Annotated in this window: 17 protein-coding genes; 7 read left to right on the top strand and 10 right to left on the bottom strand. The window is 42.9% G+C overall.

Going from position 1 to position 18,729, the window contains the following annotated elements; genetic code table 11:
• The first annotated feature begins 16 nt into the window (after positions 1-16).
• The 4 genes from QZZ55_RS10270 to QZZ55_RS10255 all read left to right on the top strand — a co-directional run bounded on the left by QZZ55_RS10270 (position 17) and on the right by QZZ55_RS10255 (position 4,478).
• On the top strand, positions 17-1,303 hold the full coding sequence (locus QZZ55_RS10270) for a YeaH/YhbH family protein (protein ID WP_293267234.1): 1,287 nt from the start codon (positions 17-19) through the stop codon (positions 1,301-1,303).
• A complete protein-coding gene (locus QZZ55_RS10265; RefSeq protein ID WP_293267233.1) occupies positions 1,300-2,814 on the top strand; it encodes a SpoVR family protein in 1,515 nt (504 codons plus the stop codon). The genes QZZ55_RS10270 and QZZ55_RS10265 overlap by 4 nt, the downstream gene beginning before the upstream one ends.
• Positions 2,815-2,911: 97 nt before the next feature.
• A complete protein-coding gene (locus QZZ55_RS10260; RefSeq protein WP_293267232.1) occupies positions 2,912-3,277 on the top strand; it encodes a histidine triad nucleotide-binding protein in 366 nt (121 codons plus the stop codon).
• A gap of 115 nt (positions 3,278-3,392) precedes the next feature.
• On the top strand, positions 3,393-4,478 hold the full coding sequence (locus tag QZZ55_RS10255) for a peptidoglycan-binding domain-containing protein (RefSeq protein WP_293267231.1): 1,086 nt from the start codon (positions 3,393-3,395) through the stop codon (positions 4,476-4,478).
• Positions 4,479-4,541: 63 nt separating this feature from the next.
• On the opposite strand, the gene QZZ55_RS10250 is transcribed toward QZZ55_RS10255, so the two are convergent.
• Complete coding sequence (locus QZZ55_RS10250; protein ID WP_293267230.1) at positions 4,542-5,150, bottom strand: LysE family transporter; 609 nt, start codon at positions 5,148-5,150, stop codon at positions 4,542-4,544.
• A gap of 91 nt (positions 5,151-5,241) precedes the next feature.
• Here QZZ55_RS10250 and QZZ55_RS10245 point away from each other — a divergent pair, with 91 nt between their 5' ends.
• From QZZ55_RS10245 to QZZ55_RS10235, 3 genes are all read left to right on the top strand, one after another.
• A complete protein-coding gene (locus QZZ55_RS10245) occupies positions 5,242-6,162 on the top strand; it encodes a LysR family transcriptional regulator ArgP (RefSeq protein ID WP_293267229.1) in 921 nt (306 codons plus the stop codon).
• Between the two features lie 141 nt (positions 6,163-6,303).
• Positions 6,304-7,239, top strand: a complete 936-nt coding sequence (locus QZZ55_RS10240) for a bifunctional enoyl-CoA hydratase/phosphate acetyltransferase (protein ID WP_293267228.1) — start codon at positions 6,304-6,306, stop codon at positions 7,237-7,239.
• Between the two features lie 9 nt (positions 7,240-7,248).
• The gene (locus tag QZZ55_RS10235; protein ID WP_293267227.1) at positions 7,249-8,436 is read left to right on the top strand and encodes an acetate/propionate family kinase; all 1,188 of its coding nucleotides are present in this window, start codon (positions 7,249-7,251) and stop codon (positions 8,434-8,436) included.
• A 69-nt stretch (positions 8,437-8,505) separates the two neighbouring features.
• Here QZZ55_RS10235 and QZZ55_RS10230 read toward each other — a convergent pair whose 3' ends face one another.
• From QZZ55_RS10230 to relA, 9 genes are all read right to left on the bottom strand, one after another.
• Positions 8,506-8,910 (bottom strand): GNAT family N-acetyltransferase, encoded by a 405-nt coding sequence (locus QZZ55_RS10230; protein WP_293267226.1) that lies wholly within the window; start codon positions 8,908-8,910, stop codon positions 8,506-8,508.
• Positions 8,911-8,919: 9 nt separating this feature from the next.
• A complete protein-coding gene (locus QZZ55_RS10225; RefSeq protein ID WP_293267225.1) occupies positions 8,920-9,570 on the bottom strand; it encodes an SGNH/GDSL hydrolase family protein in 651 nt (216 codons plus the stop codon).
• Between the two features lie 50 nt (positions 9,571-9,620).
• On the bottom strand, positions 9,621-10,355 hold the full coding sequence (gene rlmB, locus QZZ55_RS10220; RefSeq protein WP_293267224.1) for a 23S rRNA (guanosine(2251)-2'-O)-methyltransferase RlmB: 735 nt from the start codon (positions 10,353-10,355) through the stop codon (positions 9,621-9,623).
• Positions 10,345-11,382 (bottom strand): ferrochelatase, encoded by a 1,038-nt coding sequence (gene hemH, locus QZZ55_RS10215; protein ID WP_293267223.1) that lies wholly within the window; start codon positions 11,380-11,382, stop codon positions 10,345-10,347. Before hemH ends, rlmB begins: the two co-directional genes overlap by 11 nt.
• Positions 11,383-11,527: 145 nt before the next feature.
• Entirely contained in the window at positions 11,528-12,181 is a 654-nt protein-coding gene (gene adk, locus QZZ55_RS10210) for an adenylate kinase (RefSeq protein WP_293267222.1), read from the bottom strand.
• 290 nt (positions 12,182-12,471) lie between these two features.
• Positions 12,472-15,084 carry a phosphoenolpyruvate carboxylase gene (ppc, locus tag QZZ55_RS10205; protein WP_293267221.1) on the bottom strand — a complete coding sequence of 871 codons (2,613 nt, stop codon included), beginning with the start codon at positions 15,082-15,084 and terminating at the stop codon, positions 12,472-12,474.
• A 151-nt stretch (positions 15,085-15,235) separates the two neighbouring features.
• The gene (locus QZZ55_RS10200; protein WP_293267220.1) at positions 15,236-15,604 is read right to left on the bottom strand and encodes a hypothetical protein; all 369 of its coding nucleotides are present in this window, start codon (positions 15,602-15,604) and stop codon (positions 15,236-15,238) included.
• A 2-nt stretch (positions 15,605-15,606) separates the two neighbouring features.
• On the bottom strand, positions 15,607-16,419 hold the full coding sequence (mazG, locus tag QZZ55_RS10195) for a nucleoside triphosphate pyrophosphohydrolase (RefSeq protein WP_293267219.1): 813 nt from the start codon (positions 16,417-16,419) through the stop codon (positions 15,607-15,609).
• Complete coding sequence (gene relA, locus QZZ55_RS10190) at positions 16,416-18,668, bottom strand: GTP diphosphokinase (RefSeq protein WP_293267218.1); 2,253 nt, start codon at positions 18,666-18,668, stop codon at positions 16,416-16,418. Before relA ends, mazG begins: the two co-directional genes overlap by 4 nt.
• Positions 18,669-18,729 lie beyond the last annotated feature (61 nt).

Below are 18,729 nucleotides of genomic sequence, written 5' to 3'. Positions count from 1 at the left end.
AGAAGGAGTACGGAACATGAGTTACATCATTGATCGCCGTCTCAATAGTAAGAAAAAAAGTGCTGTCAATCGACAGCGCTTTCTTCGACGATACAAAAAACAGATAAAACACGCTGTTGAAGAATCGATCAAAAAACGTTCTATCCAAGATATGGACCGCGGAGGAGAGATAACTATTCCCCGCAAAGGCACGTCTGAGCCACTTCTTCATCATGGTCAAGGAGGAAAGCAAACACGCGTGTACCCTGGCAATAAAGAGTTCGATACAGGTGATGAATTCCAGAGACCACAAGGGGGTGGAGGCGGCGGCGCTGGACAAGGGCAAGCTAGTAACCAAGGTGAAGGAGAGGATGACTTCTCGTTTTCCATCAACCAAGAAGAGTTTCTAGACTTTATGTTTGATGGATTAGAGCTTCCCTACCTTGTTAAAAAGCAATTAATGGATGCGACACAATTTGAAACTCATCGCGCTGGCTATACACAGGCAGGTTCACCGGACAAACTCAATATTGTTCGCTCTCTTAGAGCCGCACACGCTAGACGTATAGCCCTTTCGGGTTCTGATAGAAATGAAATACGAGAATTAAAAAAGCAATTATGGTCCCTTGAAAAAGAACCTATTTGCGATGTGAACAGTCAAAAAATACGCGCATTACAGGAACAAATAAAAGCATTAGATATTAACAAAAAACGTATACCCTTTATTGACGATTTTGATCTGCGCTACAATAATATTGTTAAGACGCCAGTCCCTTCTAGCAAAGCCGTTATGTTTTGTGTCATGGATGTTTCTGGCTCCATGACACAATCTATCAAAGAGATTGCCAAGCGCTTCTTTATTCTTTTATATCTATTTCTTACGCGAAATTACAAACAAATAGAAGTGGTTTTTGTTCGACACCACACGCATGCAAAAGAGGTTGATGAAGAAGAGTTTTTCTACTCCCGCGAAACAGGAGGTACCATAGTTTCTAGTGCATTAGAGCTCACAGCCGAAATTCTTCAAGAACGTTACCCTCGTAGTGATTGGAATGTTTATGTTGCGCAAGCATCCGACGGTGATAATTGGGATGGTGACTCGCAGCGATGTTGTAAGCTTCTTAGTGAAAAAATTTTACCGCTGGTTCAGTATTATGCCTATGTAGAAATCACTAATGGGCCGCACCAGAACCTTTGGAATGAATATCAGGAGATCCACCAGAAAAACCCTGAACAATTTGCTATGCAACACATTGAAGACGTTGCAGATATCTTTCCCGTTTTCCGTAAACTATTTGAGCGTAAAACTAAGGGGGCCGCATGAAAAAACAGCCTATTTCAACCGGTGCGGAATGGACCTTTGAATTAATCGAAAAATATGACCAAGAAATTGCTCGTATAGCAGCCGGCTTTGGCTTAGATACCTACCCTAACCAAATTGAAGTGATTACTTCTGAACAAATGATGGATGCCTACGCGTCCGTTGGGATGCCTCTTAATTACCATCACTGGTCATATGGCAAACAGTTCGTTGAGACTGAGCAACGTTATAAGCGTGGTCAGATGGGCCTAGCATACGAGATTGTTATCAATTCCAACCCTTGTATTTCATATCTGATGGAAGAAAACACGATGACCATGCAAGCACTGGTCATTGCACATGCTTGCTATGGGCATAATTCTTTCTTTAAAGGTAACTATTTATTCCAAACATGGACGGATGCTTCTGCCATTGTTGACTACTTAGTCTTCGCGAAACGTTATATCGCACAATGCGAAGAGCGACACGGTATTGATGAAGTGGAGTCTATTCTCGATGCTTGCCATGCATTAATGAATTACGGTGTGAATCGTTACTTACGGCCTAAGCCGCTCACCGCTGAAGAGGAAAAAGAGCGGGTTAATGCACGCGAAGAATATAACCAGCGCCATATAAACCAGCTGTGGAACACCATCCCGAAAAAGGAAGAAGGAGACACTGATTCAAAACAAGCACGTTATCCATCCGAGCCTGAAGAGAACATCCTTTACTTCATTGAAAAAAACGCACCTTTACTTGAACCTTGGCAAAGAGAAATTGTGCGTATCGTCCGAAAAATTGCACAGTATTTTTACCCTCAGAAACAAACTCAAGTAATGAATGAAGGCTGGGCTTGTTTCTGGCATCACACATTACTGCATCAGCTTTATGATGAAGGGCTAGTCAATGATGGCTTTATGATGGAATTTCTTCACTCACATAGCAGCGTGGTCTACCAACCGCCCTTTGACAGCCCCCACTTCTCAGGTATTAACCCTTATACACTCGGTTACAACATGATGCAGGATATACGGCGCATTTGTGAAAAACCAACGCCTGAAGATCGTGAATGGTTTCCGGATATTGCCGGTAGTAACTGGCAAGAAACGCTTGACCATGCCATGCGAAATTTCAAAGATGAAAGTTTTATACAGCAGTTTCTTTCGCCTCATCTCATCAGAGAGCTTAGATTGTTTTCCATCGTTGATGATTCTGACCAACCTACGTTGAAAGTGTCAGCTATTCACAACGAACCGGGCTATCGTAGAATCCGAGAAGAGCTATCAGCCCAATACAACTTGGGGAATCGAGAGCCAAACATTCAGATATACGACGTTGATGTTCGAGGTAATCGTTCGCTAACGCTGCGTCATTTTATACACAATAATCAGCCGCTAGGAGAAGACACTGAAGAAGTGTTGAAACATATTCATACCTTATGGGGATTCGATGTCCACTTAGAATCAGTGACATCAGACAAAGTAACATCTGCCAATTATCATTGCCCATCAAAAGAGAAACTTGAGCTCTACTAACCCACCTCGTTATACTCAAACCACTCGAAATGTATCAGCAACACGGTAGCAGCTTCACCGCTACCGTTTCTATTCACACATAATTAGAGAATAAACAATGGATTGCCTTTTTTGTAAAATAACTAATAAAGAAATTCCTGCTCAGATTATTTATGAAGACGAACATGTTATCGCTTTTAATGATATTAACCCACAAGCGCCATTGCACTTTTTAGTCATTCCTAAAAAGCATATTAGCACCCTGAATGACATCACTGAGGACGACCGTGAACTGGTTGGACATATGATAATGAGTGCTAGTAAAATCGCCAAAGATCAAGGTGTTGCTGAAAATGGATACCGTACGGTTTTCAATTGTAATAACCATGGAGGGCAAACTGTTTACCACATTCATTTGCATGTTTTAGCCGGAAAATCATTAGGCTGGCCTCCTTATCAAGACACACTGAAACAACCTATATGAATGTTTTTTAAGGAAAAAATGAACAAGATATGAACAATTCCATTCATATTTCCTTCATTAATTTATGTATAGACTTCCCCTACCCCAAAAAAATCAATGTGCAGGGAAGTCTGTCATGAAAAAGCAAATTTTTACTTTTACCGTTTCAGCTCTAGCGATTGCAGTTCTCTCAGGCTGCTCAGCTACTAACAACCATTCTACTCACGTGGACATTAAAGATTCTTCTGAGTATAGAGCGCTTCAACAAGAACTCGCTTCTGTAAGAAACGCTAAAGGCGACACTTCTCAACTAGAAACTGAAATTGCACGTCTTACTCGTGAAAGCCAAACTACGAGCCTGCTTCCACCTAACCCTAAAGCAGGTGAATGTTATGCACGTGTCGTTATTCCTGCTAAATATACATTAGCATCAGAAACTGTTCAGGTTAAAGCCGCTGGCCAACGTATTCAAACAACCTCACCACAATACGGTTATGTTGAGCAACGTGTTCTTGTTAAAGAAGCCTACGAGCGTTTGGAAGTTATTCCAGCAACATACAAAAAAGTGACAGAGACTATTGAAGTTGCTGAAGCATCTGAGCAGCTAGTTCGTGTACCTGCAAAATATAAAACAGTCACTGAAAAAGTGCTGGTCCGTCCTGCGCATACTGAATGGAAAAAAGGTACGGGGCCAATTCAGAAAGTTGATTCTGGCACTGGCGAAATTATGTGTTTAGTTGAAGTTCCTGCTGTATACAAAACAGTTACTAAAACAGTCATGATCGCTCCTGAATCTGTAAAAACTGTTGCCATTCCTGGTAAAAGCCAAACAATCACGCGTCGTGTCGTTGCCGAACCAGCAACAACCCGTAAAATTGTTGTTCCTGCTGAATACAAGACTATCAAAGTTCGTAAGCTTACCAAAGCAGCTCAGCAAACAGCTATCGCAATCCCTGCTGAGTACAAAACAGTTGAGAAACGTGCAAAAGTTAGCGATGCTTATCTAGAATGGCGCTCTATTCTTTGCGAAACAAACACTCAGCCAAGCCTAATTCGTGACCTGCAACGTGCACTAAGAGCTAAGGGCTACAACCCTGGTAGCATCGATGGAATTTTAGGTAAGGGCACAATGTCGGCTATTAACTCTTACCAAACAGCTAAAGGCATGGCTTCTGGCCAGTTAACGATTAATACGTTGAAATCATTAGGTGTTTCTATCTAAACGCATATTTATTCCCTTCAAAAGCCCACTTATGTGGGCTTTTTTTTCACCTTCGAATAAACATTACATTAACAATTCACTTAGCAACCAAGCCGCTATAGTCCACATCATTAGCGCTACCAGCGCTTCCACCCACCGCCACACCGAAGGCTTACTCAACCAAGGAGCTAGCGCTTTTGCTAACAGTGTTAAAAAAACAAACCACGAAAACGAAGCGAGTACCGCTCCCATCCAAAAGCTGTATTTTTCGCTTCCTGTAAATTGATTACCAATACTGCCTAGCAAGACTACTGTATCTAAATAAACATGAGGGTTTAAGCAACTAACTCCTAACGCCATTATCAATGCTGACTTGAGGTCACCTTTCGCTTGTCCCGCTGTTAGTGCCTTCACGGATAAAAATGCCTTGAACGCGATGAAGCCATATCCACTCAAAAAAACAAAGCCTAAAACTTGAATTGCTTTCATAGCAATTGGCCACTGTTGAATTACAACTCCCGCGCCAATCATCCCAAAGCTGATCAATAGAACATCAACAAAAATACAAATAGCAGCAACAGGCCAGTGATGTTGTCGCTTAACACCCTGAGCTAGCACGAAAGCATTTTGTGCCCCGATAGCAATAATTAATGCTGCAGCAGCCAAATAACCTTTTGCCATGTAAATAATCATATTTTCACCTTGAATTAAGACTGGTAGATATGATGCTTGAAGAATAGAATTAAACAAAACTAATGATTTTAATATTTAATTAGAAATACTTATGATCGACTATAAACAACTAAAAGCACTTTCCACCGTTATTGAAGAACAAAACTTCGAAAAAGCAGCACTACGGCTACACGTTACGCAGTCTGCTGTGTCCCAGCGCATTAAACAGCTAGAAGAAGTAATCGGCCAAACACTCGTTATTCGATCACATCCCATCTGCCCTACTCGTGCTGGACAAGCTTTACTCAAACACTACAGACAGATCGAAATGCTGCAGAACGAGGTAATGTCAGAGCTAAATCCAACCTTGCAGTCAGGGCATATACGATTAGCAATTGCTGTTAATGCTGACAGCCTTGCTACGTGGTTCTTACCTGCTGTAGACCCAATTCTAAGACAACATAAGGTCTTATTTGATCTAAAAGTTGATGATCAAGATCAAACTCAGCAACTATTGCGTAGCGGTGAAGTGATGGGCTGTATTACCTCTAGCTCATCACCATTGCAGGGCTGTCATTGCATCCCCTTAGGAGTAGTGGTATATCGCTGCCTCGCCTCTCCTGAGTACGTTAATCACTATTTATCTAATGGTTGTAATAGAAATAATTTAATGCAGGCTCCGATTGTTGAATACAATCATAAAGATGCACTGCAACATCGTTATTTGAATCGTTTTTTCGATTTATCTCCAGGCGACTATCCAACTCATCGCGTACCTTCGTATAGTGCTTTTATTGATATGGCAGTTAGAGGATTTGCAGCTGGAATGATACCCGACCAGCAAGCTGATTTTCATATAAAAACAGGCCAACTTGTTGATATAAATCCAGGTTATTACTTATCAGTACCGCTTTACTGGCACGTTTGGAATCTGAAAACACCTTTGGAGAACGAGCTAACGGATGCCTTATTAAAACAAGGGAAAATTGATTTAGCACCTTTTTCTGCCCATAAGGAACTTACATCTCCCTGATAATCATTAGACTTTATGATATAGGTCACCAAAAGCAATTGCTGCACCGCGTCATTATGATGATTTTGTACTAAACTACACCCCAAATACATTCCAAAATATCAACAAAGCAGGATCGTCCTGAGTTTAGGTAAATGAATAATGATTCTTAAAGAAAAGCCTCCAGTACACAATCAGCTTGAATTTTTTATCGAGGAAGCAGTTAAAGCCCGCCCTATTCGTACAGCCGTGGTGCACCCGGTTGATCATAACGGCTTAATGGGCGCCATTGAGGCAGCAGAACACAACTTAATTATTCCTATTTTAATTGGCCCGAAAAGTAAAATATTGGCAGCGGCAGAAAAAGATAGTCTCAATATTACCGATTATGAAATTATTGATGTTGAACACAGCCACGCCGCTGCAGAAAAAGCATGCGAGCTAGCACGCCAAGCTGATGCTGAAGCTATTATGAAAGGCGATTTAGGTAGCTCAGAGCTCATTAGCGCTGTTATTCATAAAACTAAGGGCATTCGTACTGAGCGTCGCCTTAGCCATGTTTTCGTCTTTGATATCCCCAATTACCATAAGCCTTTAGTCATCACTGATGCGGCTATCAATGTTCTACCAAATTTAATGACTAAGCGTGACATTGTGCAAAACTCTGTCGATTTTTGCCGCGCTCTTGGAATTGCAGAACCCAAGGTAGCTCTTCTAGCCGCAGTCGAAAAAGTTAAAGCCTATATGCCGAGCACTATCGATGCGGCATGCCTTTGTAAAATGGCAGATCGTGGTCAAATCACTAACGCTCTATTAGACGGACCGTTAGCATTTGATAATGCTATTTCACTACAAGCAGCCATTGATAAACACATCACTTCATCTGTATCGGGTGATGCCGATATACTCCTTGCTCCAGATTTGGAGTCTGCCAATATGATAGCTAAACAATTAATTTACCTTGCAGATGCAAAATCAGCCGGTATTGCCTTAGGCGCTAAAGTACCGATTATCCTGACCAGCCGTGCAGAGACACCATTAGGACGCATGGCTTCTTGTGCACTAGCCTCACACATGGTTCATCACCCGGTATCGTAAGAAGATAATATGCAAACAATTCTGACTATTAACGGCGGCTCCTCGAGCCTCAAGTGCTCTCTCTTCAAATCAGGAGAGCATCAGGTCACCCCTATTTACCAATTTAAACTGGGAAATATTATGGGAGAACCTCGTATTACGTTAACAGACGGTGGTGGCAATAAAATCGCTCCACCAAAAGTTGATTTTAGTGACATAGAGCAAAATCAGCGCCATAAGGCATCGTTAAGCACCGTCTTAAGCTGGCTTGCACAGAATGTGCCTCATTTAAAGCTAACCGCTTTTGGACACCGTGTTGTACATGGAGGTGAACATTACAGCGCTCCAGTCTTAATTGATGAGCATAAAGTCAATCAACTAAAAGCATTTATTCCTCTCGCGCCACTTCACCAGCCTTATAACTTATTACTCATTGAAGCCTGTCATTTACTTGCTCCAGAACTCCCGCAAGTTGCCTGTTTTGATACAATGTTCCATGTAGGCCAACCTGCTGTTGAGCGCCATTATGCGATTCCTCGAAAATTCACTCAGGAAGGCATACAGCGTTATGGTTTTCACGGATTATCTTATGAGTATATTCAAAAAAATCTAAAGACACTTTCCAATGAAGCGGGTGTGGCTAAAACAATTATTTGCCACCTAGGTGCTGGCGCTAGTATGTGTGCAGTAAAACAGGGAAAAAGTATAGCCTCAACGATGGGGTTCACCGCTGTGGACGGATTACCTATGGGTAGTCGATGCGGAAACCTTGACCCTGGAGTTCTACTATACTTGCAACGTCATCACCACATGGATACTGATGCACTTGAAAAAATGATCTATAAAGAAAGCGGCTGGTTAGGTGTCTCAGGCGTGTCTTCTGACATGCTGGCACTGCATAAGGCTAATTCACCCGAAGCAGAAGAAGCTATTGATATGCTGGCTTATCGAATTGCTTTAGAGCTAGGTCGCCTATCTGCCGCCCTCGAAGGACTGGAGCAAATAGTCTTTACTGGTGGCGTAGGAGAAAATGATGCAAATTTACGTGAACGAATTCTTAGCCGAAGCCAATGGCTAGGAGTAGCACTTGATAGTAAAGCCAATACTAGCAACCTTGGCATTATTAGCGAAGAATCTAGTCGTGTTACTGTTCGGGTTATCCCGACCAATGAAGAAGCCATGATCGCAATCCATACTACAGAGGTTATTGGTAGCTAATTATCAAAGCCAGACCAAAAAAGAGATTAATAAAGTTACCCTGGTAAAAGCATATCCAGGGTAATTTGATCAGTGCTCATTACCCCCGTAAATCCACATAGCTTTAGCTACCCCTGCTTTATCAAAACCTAGACGTTTATAAAAATCTACTGCCTCGCCATCGGCCGTTAACATTTGTTGGTGAAAGTTCGAATATTTCGTTTGCATCGCTTCCATGAGCTTACGACCAATTCCCTTGCCTTGGTGAGCAGGGTGTACCAACATATGAGGGTAATAAACAACGAGATAACCATCAGAAATAGCATTTGCCAATCCGACTAGCTTTCCAGAAATTCGAGCTGTGACTAAAGCATCAGAGTTACGCAAAGCCTTCATCAGCAAATCGGGTTTCTCCGCAGAGGACCAGTGATTTTCACAGTACAGCTCCAAAATTTCATTTTGTTCGATTTCATCAGCCATGTTGACATCAATCACGTTATTTCATTACTCCTGTAATTCAAGAATGCACTTAAGCACATCGGCTAATGCAAGTCCTAGTGTCTGATGCTGATCTTCATCGAGATGTATTCCATCCACCCGACTTGCTTCTGTTGCATCTGCAGAATTATAAAAATAGACCTGCTGCTCTTCTGTTACAGATTTTAAAGCGTCAGCCAATCCAACACACTTACGCTGAGCTCCTTCAAACTTTGCAGCAACGGGACCTTTTGGTGCAAGCATTTGAGGCGGTGCTACTACTAAAATATCAGGTACAGGCATACCAGGTTCTATTGGGGCCTGGCGAATAATATTAATTAACTTCACCGTGCCCTGAGCAGACATCCAAGCATTGTTAGTATGCATAACTTGGAAATCATTGGTTCCCAGCAGCAAAACAATTAGTGATAAAGGTGAGTTTATTTCGATAAGCTGAGCCAATCCCTCGGAGCCGTCGCGGCCAGCTTTAAAAGGGTCACTCCATACAGTACGGCGTCCATTAAGACAGTTCTCAGTTATCCTAACGTTTACGCCTTGGCCTTGTAGCTGATTTTCGACCACACCAGGCCAGCGTTTATTAAAGGATAAACGCCTTCTGCTATTAGGAATAATTCCCCATGAAAGAGAATCCCCATACACTAAGATATGCTTCATCATGTCATCCTTAACAAAATAGCCTTTTCAGAGGCGTTATCGTTGTTTACTGACTATACCTGACGTTGTCGGGTTGCTTCAAACAAACAAACGCCTGTTGCTACAGATACATTCAAACTACTGACTTCACCAGCCATCGGGATTTTAACTAAAAAATCACAGCCTTCACGTGTTAGCCTACGCATTCCCTTCCCTTCTGCCCCCATAACCAGCGCCATAGGCCCCGTTAGGTTTGCTTGATATATCATCTGCTTAGCTTCGCCCGCTGTGCCTGTGACCCAAATCCCTCTTTGCTGTAGCTCTTGCAAAGTACGTGCGAGATTTGTTACTTGGATATACGGAATGACTTCAGCGGCACCGCAAGCCACTTTTGAAACAGTCGCATTCAGCGGAGCTGATTTATCTTTGGGCGCGATAACCGCATGCACACCAGCAGCATCTGCTGTGCGCAAACAAGCACCCAAATTATGAGGGTCAGTGACGCCATCAAGTACCAATAAGAAAGGAGCCTCATCTAGTTGATCTAATAATTGATAAAGAAAGCGCTCTGTTTTGGACTCAATAGGCTTACAGAAAGCAATGACACCTTGATGCACACCGCCCTGAGCTAATTCATCGAGCTTGGGTCTTGATACGCGCTCAACACTAATGTCTCCTATTTCTTCCAATAGTTGGTTAAGGCGTTCATCTTCCCGTCCTTTAAGCAGCATGATGCGTTGTACACGAAACGCATCATATTTAAGCGTGGTCTTTACCGCATGAAAACCAAAGACTAATTCAGACTGCATTACTTTTCTCATCTGCTTGATTATCTAATTTCAGCCAGTCAGCTGCCTGCTCTTGCACTAGCATCATCATCGCAGCAATAAATGCCGGCGAGCTATTTACTGCTGGAATATATTGATATGACTCTCCACCCGCTTTCTCAAAGACCTCTTTGTTTTCTTCTGCTATCTCTTCCAGCGTTTCAAGACAGTCTGCTGTAAAAGCTGGACAAACGACATCAACCTTTTTTACGTTTTTCTTAGCAAGGCTTTCGAGGGTCTTATCCGTATATGGCTGTAACCACTGTGCCGGACCAAAACGTGACTGAAACGTTGTTATCCATTCGTTTTCAGTAAGACCTAACGCACTAGCTACTAATACAGATGTTTGGTGACACTGCTGCGGGTAAGGGTCACCCTTGTCTGCATATTCCTTTGGAATTCCGTGATAAGACAGCACTAACTTATCAACTGGCTGCGTAGGCTGGTGAAATGAGCGAATACTTTGTGCCAAAGCATTGATATAAGCCGGGTGGTTATAAAATGACTTCACGATGCGAATATCGAGCACTTCACGACGGCTTAACTGAAACCTCGCCACTTGATCATAGATAGGAGCAGTAGTCGTTGCAGAGTATTGCGGATACATAGGAATAATTAACACACGCTGGTAGCCATGGCCAGCCAATGACTCCAATCGCTCTTTTAAACTTGGAGAACCATAGGTCATTCCAGCAAAGACACACGGTGCTGTTTCATAACTCTGCTGCAAAAGGAGCTGTAGCTCAATTACTTGTTCATTAAGGATTTTGCGCATAGGGGAATCATCTTCCCATATAGAACGATATAATTTCGCTACCTTACGTGGTCGCAAATTTAAAATAATGAAATTAAGAACAGCTAACCACAGAAGGCGTCTTAAGCCTTTTCCTTCGACAACACGCGAATCTGAAAGAAATTCTCGAAGATAACGTTTTACCGCACCTGCTTCTGGTTTATCAGGCGTTCCAAGGTTTGTCAGTATAACTGCTGTTTTTATTGAATCCGACATGTGGACTATCTGCTTAAAATGAAAAGCATCTATTATCCAGAAGAAGTGCCCAAAAACCCAGTACTGCTTTCACTGATCAGACTAAAATAAAAAAGCCGCATAAAGCGACTTTTTATATTCAATGTTTATTAAAGTACTTTTGAGGCTAAGCTAAGCCAGCAAATACTCCGTCACGAATATCATTAACACTGCCAACACCCGCAACATAAACATACTTAGGTGCGTTAGCTTCCTTCGCTTCAACCCAGCCTTTGTAGTAAGAAATTAATGGAGCTGTCTGATCATGATAAATTCGTAGACGATCACGCACAATGCTTTCAACATCATCTGCACGTTGTACCAGGTCTTCTCCAGTAACATCATCTTTACCTTCCACTTTTGGTGCATTAAACACTAAGTGATAAGTACGGCCTGAACCAGGATGAACACGACGCCCGCTCATACGTTTGATGATTTCTTCATCAGCCACATCAATTTCAACAACAGCGTCAATAATTACACCAGCATCTTTCAAAGCATCTGCTTGAGGAATTGTACGTGGGAAACCGTCAAACAAAAAACCGTTGTCACAATCAGCTTCGCTAATACGCTCTTTAACCAGCCCAATGATAAGGTCATCAGAAACCAGCTCTCCAGCATCCATGACTGCTTTGGCTTTAATACCTAAAAGCGTTCCTGCTTTTACAGCCGCCCGCAGCATGTCGCCAGTTGAAATCTGAGGAATACCGTACTTCTCGGTTATGTACTGCGCTTGAGTGCCTTTGCCAGCGCCTGGTGCGCCAAGAAGAATAATACGCATTAAGGATATCCTCTGCTCTAACTGTTAAAAATGAATTTTTTAGTGTATTCGATCAAACCATTTTTAAGCGGCCTGTTTCGCTCTATACGCTTAAAGCTCAACGCAACTTACACAATATTGGATAAGAACCATACTGGGGCATGTGAATGCCGACAATTCGACATTAGCACTAGCACCACGTCCAACTAATGGTGTAAACCGGTAATTATCCAGCTAAAAAACGTATATATTTCAAATACCGACACGCGAGAGTAAGCCAAAGTGGCCTTTGGCTCAACCCCACATACAAATTATCCCGTATTACGCATACCTGCAGATATACCGGCCATTGTCACCATCAAAGCATGCTCAAGACGCTGGTCAGGATGATTTCGATCACGATAAAGCAATTCGGCCTGCAAAAAATGCAGCGGATCTATATAAGGATTTCGGACATCAATGGACTGCTGAATAACGGGGTTGGCCATCAATAAACCTTCGCTCTGCTTAATATCCAATACCTTTTCTACTGCCACATTCAAACGATGCCGAAGGCTGGAACCTAACACTTTAAGCTCTTCAGAAACTAGTCGAGATTCATAATACTCTGTCAGTCGCGTATCACTTTTTGCCAACACCATTTCCAACATGTCGACATAGGAGCGAAAAAAAGGCCATTTTTCATACATATCATGAAGCAAGGGCAACTCATTATTTCGCACAGCCGTTTCCAATGCCGTATCTGAACCTAGCCACGCCGGTAACATCAGGCGAATTTGCGTCCATGCAAAAATCCATGGAATAGCACGTAAGCTTTCAACACCACCATCCGCTTTGCGTTTAGCCGGGCGAGATCCCAAGGGTAGCTTACTAAGCTCTTGCTCCGGTGTTACCGCTCGAAAGTAAGGTACGAACTGCGAATCATGACGTACAACTGACCTATATGCTTGCAGTCCCGTTTCTGCCATTTTTTCCATCTGATCACGCCACACGTTTTGCGGCAAAGGCGCAGGAGAAAGCGTTGCAGCCAATACCGCTCCCGTATAAAGCTCCAGATTTCGGATAGCTAACTCCGGTATTCCAAACTTAAAGCGGATCATTTCACCTTGCTCTGTAACACGAAGACTCCGATCTACAGATCCCGGTGGTTGAGCTAGTATAGCTGTATGACTCGGACCACCGCCGCGACCAACAGTACCTCCTCGCCCATGAAACAAGGTGAGATGAACATCATGCGCTTGGCACAGTTCTGTCAACGCTTCTTGCGCTTTAAACTGCCCCCAAGCAGCAGCTAACTGCCCTGCATCTTTTGAGGAGTCAGAATATCCAATCATGACTTCTTGATGACCATGCGTGTACTGTTTGTACCAAGGCACCGATAACAAAGCATCGATACAGTCACGTGCATTATCAAGATCATCTAATGTTTCGAATAGTGGCACTACACGGATATCATGACTGATACCCATTTCACGTAGTAATAAAATAACTGACAACACATCAGATGGTTGACTTGCCATTGAAATCACGTAAGAGCCTAATGAGGCAGGATCAGCGTCTGCGACAACCTTGCATGTATCCAGCACTTCACGCACTTCAGGTGATGGCTGCCAGTCATGTGGTATAAGAGGTCGCTTGCTTTGTAACTCTTTTAATAAGAAAGCTTGTCGTCCTTCTTCTGTCCAATGATTGTATGAGCCTAATCCATAAAACTGAGATATTTCCTCAAACACTTGCGCATGACGATCTGAGCTTTGCCGAATATCCAACCTGACAAGCGTCATACCAAAGCAGCCGATACGTCGAATGATATCTTCTAACGGTCCCTCAGCTATGATATCCATACCGCACTCAACTAAAGAGCGATGACACAGCATTAAAGGATCTAGAAGCTTATCCGACGTAAGCATTGGACAGGTGTCATTACTATCACCACTTGGTTTACCTAAACGTTGTTTTATCCAATTTTTAGTGCAATCCAGAGAGTCACGCACCTCACTCAGCAAATGACGATACGGCTCGGCCGCATCCCCTACTTGTTCGCGTAACTCTTGATTACAGTTATACATTGATAACTCAGCACGCAGAGCATCTATATCTCGTATATACAGATCCGCAGCCATCCAACGAGATAGCATTAACACCTCTTCGGTAACAACCGCCGTTACATTAGGGTTACCGTCTCGGTCGCCTCCCATCCAAGAGGAAAAGCGTACAGGGGAACAATCCAACGGCAAACCTTGCCCAAGAATTGCCCGTGTTTGTCCATCTAAGCGTTTTAAGAATTTTGGGACAGCTTCCCACAATGAGTTCTCGATGACGGCGAACCCCCATTTAGCTTCATCTATGGGCGTAGGCCGGATTTGCCGAATCTCATCGGTGTGCCAGATCTGGCTAATCAATTCGTTTAAACGATGGTGTTGAGGCTCGCCTCGGTCTAATCCCTGTAAGCAATCAGTAATAGAATCATATTTTTGGATCAAGGTGCGGCGATTAACTTCAGTAGGATGCGCAGTAAGCACTAAATCAACATGCATCTCTTGTACTGTTTGCAAGATTTGCTTTTCCGGGAGGCCTTCTTTCTTCAGTTTTTTAAGCAACTGGACATAAGAATCTGTCGCCTCTAAATCACAAATTTCTTGATGTCGACGAACCCGATGGTGCTCTTCAGCAATATTCGCAAGATTCAGAAATTGTGTAAAAGCACGTGTAACCGGGAGCATCTCATCTTCACTTAGCTCTTTCAGTTCAGCCAGAAGATTTTCTCTATCACTCTCTGCACCTGTTCGGCCTGCTTTAGCCAGTTTGCGAACTCGCTCAACTTTTTCTAGAAAACCTTTACCTAGATGTTTTTCTATCGTCTGCCCAAGACTATCACCCAACATCCTAACATCATCGCGTAAGGCTTCATGCAGATCATTCATACTAGCTCCTTAGTGAAGATTCCAACAACAATCAACAGAGCATAGATATTATTTATGTTTTGCACAAATTTGTGTGCTAATCATTCAATACAAGTTTGAGTAATAATAGGAAAATCAAAATAATAGGGTAGTCTCGACAAGTTGCACGAACTTAGCGCATAGTACCTTGCAGCTTGTCCAAAGCCGCTTTAGCTAGTGTTTCATTCTCAAAAACAATAGAAACAGGCACAGAATCCTCTAAGCGAAGCTCGATGCGAAAATTCTCATCCATATGCATGCCTCGGTCTAGTAAAGCTTCACTTGAAACAACCGCGCTCATTGGGATTACCCGATAATTATCCACTGTCACTAGCGCGAGCTTTTTATTCGTACGATCAATAACTAGTCTGGGTTCTCCTTTGAGGTCGTCTGTGACATTAAAACCGCTACTTTTCAAACTGGATAATTGCTCTTGGCCTTTCTGCCACCCCCAATAACCCAAACCTGCCATTCCTATGATGGCTAATATAATCCATGTCATTTTCATAGTCCTTTCCGCTTTGCCTCATCCCAAAACTGATCGAGTTCATCCAAAGCATACTCATCCCAGGCTTTACCAGAGCTTTCTACACATGCTTCAACATGATTAAAACGTCTCTCAAACTTTTGATTAGTCGAGCGTAATGCTATTTCAGCCTTAACACCAAGGTGGCGTGCTAAATTAACCTGAGCAAAAATAACATCACCCATTTCATCAAGAATTTCAGCTTGGTCACCTTTCTGAATTGCTTCACGCAGCTCAGCAATTTCTTCTTCTATTTTATCCAGTACCAATAACGGATCATTCCAATCAAACCCCACTTGTGACGCTCGCTTTTGAAGCTTATCAGCGCGACTCAATGCAGGCAGCCCTTTGGGAACGTCATCCAAAATACGATCTTTCTTTTTTCCGATACGTTCTTGCTGCTTAATTTGCTCCCACGCGACATTAACTTCTTCACCTGAAAGTGTTACTGAACCAGGCAGCGTTGTTAGCTGCCCATCAGGAAATACATGCGGATGACGGCGGACAAGCTTAGTGACGAGCTGATTAACAATCGAATTAAACTCAAATAAGGACTGCTCTTTGCCAAGCTGACTATAAAAAACAACTTGGAATAACAGGTCTCCTAATTCATCTTCCAAATGCGCCCAATCTTTGCGCTCAATCGTGTCAGCTACCTCATACGCTTCCTCCAACGTATGAGGAACAATCGAGCCAAAATCTTGCTTAAGGTCCCAAGGGCAACCATGCTCTGGATCACGAAGCCGTTCCATTAAATAGATCAAATCCGGCAATGTATAAGAGCGACTCATTGAGAAAATCCATTACGTTGGCGGTGTACATCAACCACATTTGGTAGCTGGTTAATTTTATCCATAATACGTCCCAACAATTCCAAACGTGAAATCTCCACAGTAAGGGAGAGACGTGCAATATTACTGTTCTTATCCGTTAACGTATTAGCTGATAATATATTAAGTTTTTCATTTGCTAATACCATCATGACATCATGCAGTAAACCCGAACGATCATAGGCTTCAATAATAATATCTACCGGGTATGTCGCTTCATTTCCTTCATCCCAGTCAACCGCTACAACGCGCTCTGCTTCATTTTCACGAAGACTCAGTAGATTTACACAGTCTTCTCTGTGTATTGACACTCCCCTTCCCTGAGTAATAAAACCAACAATCAGATCGCCTGGAACTGGCTTGCAGCACGAGGCTATCGTCGTTAACAAGTTACCCACACCCAGAATGCGTATTCCTGCACCTGTAGGCCTTTTCAGTTTTTCTCTAGCTATCGTTGGTAAGGCTAAGTCTAACTGCTCATCATGGGACGTTGTTTCTACTTGTCTCTGCGCAGCATTTAAAATTTGCGATAAGCGTATATCCCCTGCGCCTAATGCAGAAAACATATCCTCTGGAGACTTATAACTCACTTCCTGAGCAAGCAAACTCATGTCAACTTCGTTCATTAGGATAGCCAAACGCTTAAACTCTCGTTCAATTATGTGACGTCCAGCTTCTTCATTTTTGTCTCTATCTTGCAATTTAAACCAGTGCGCTACTTTGGCTTTTGCTCTGGATGTTGTTAAGTAGCCAATATTTGAGTTAAGCCAGTCTCGACGAGGCTGTTCCTCTTTACCCGTTAATATCTCTACTTGATCACCCGTTTTCAACGGCTTATTCAAAGAGATAATACGACCATTTACCTTAGCCCCTCGGCAACGGTGCCCAATTTCAGTATGAACCCTATAAGCAAAGTCCAGTGCAGTAGAGCCTAAAGGCATATCAATGACGTGCCCATCAGGGGTGAACACATAAAGACGGTCTTGGACTACATCACCCCGCAAGATGTCACCAAACCCTTCGGTATCACCAAGATCTTCATGCCACTCTAATACTTGCCTCAACCAAGCAATTTTATCTTCGTAGGCATCACTTTTGGAATGCGTATCTGTACCTTTATAAAGGTGGTGAGCACACACGCCTAATTCAGCTTCTTCATGCATCTCTGGTGTGCGAATCTGTATTTCTAATACCTTGCCCTCCGGCCCAAACACCGCTGTATGCAAAGAACGATATCCATTAGGCTTTGGGGACGCTATGTAATCATCAAACTCGTGCGGTATATTTCGCCATAAACCATGAACAATACCTAGAGCTGTATAACAATCTCTAATTTCAGGCACCAATATTCGAACAGCTCGGACATCGTATACCTGGCTAAACTCAATATTTTTTCGCTGCATCTTCCGCCAAATACTGTAGATATGCTTGGCCCGGCCATTCACATCCGCATCAATATTCTGAGCACCAAGATCCCTTTTCAGAGTAGTTACAACTGTCTCAATGAAATCTTGACGATCTAAACGCTTTTCATCAAGAAGCTGGGCAACATGCTTGTAGTCATTTGGTTTTAAGTACCGAAAAGAAAGGTCTTCCAATTCCCATTTGATATGCCCAATACCCAAACGGTGAGCGAGAGGAGCATAAATATCAAACACTTCTCGAGCAACGAGGAAACGTTTTCTGCGAGAGGATTCCTTAACGCCACGAATAGCACTCGTACGCTCGGCAATCTTAATGAGTGCAACACGCACATCATCAATCATCGCCACCAGCATTTTACGCACGGTATCAATTTGGCGAGCGTTAGCGCCTAAGACAGTATGTTCTACACGCGGGTTAGCTCGGCTACCAATAGCAGCCATCTGTAGCACACCATGAATCAACGAACCGATAACCGGCCCAAATTGATTCTTAACTGTATCGAGTTTTAGCTTATCTTCACGAACACTACGATACAAAATTGCAGCAACAATTGACTCTTGATCCTGCTGCAGTTCAGCCATAATTTGAGCCATTTCAAGGCCCGTAAGATAACTATTATTAGATGTTGCTTCTGCTTGGTCATGAACTTGTTTTGCAATATCACAAGCCAGTCGTACCTGCTCTATATCATCAATCTCAACTTGCTGCTCTAAACGCCACAGCCACAAATCAAGATCAACAGTCCCATCATCATGAATGGGATGATCATCACGCACTTTAACCATGGCTAATTGCCACTCCTCTGGTCACGACTCTGCCGCTTTTATGGCGGTTCTTTTTCTTATT

The sequence above is a fragment of the Neptunomonas sp. genome, from assembly GCF_016744175.1.
GTDB lineage: Bacteria > Pseudomonadota > Gammaproteobacteria > Pseudomonadales > Balneatricaceae > Neptunomonas.
This window is presented reverse-complemented; position numbering and strand designations above follow the sequence as displayed.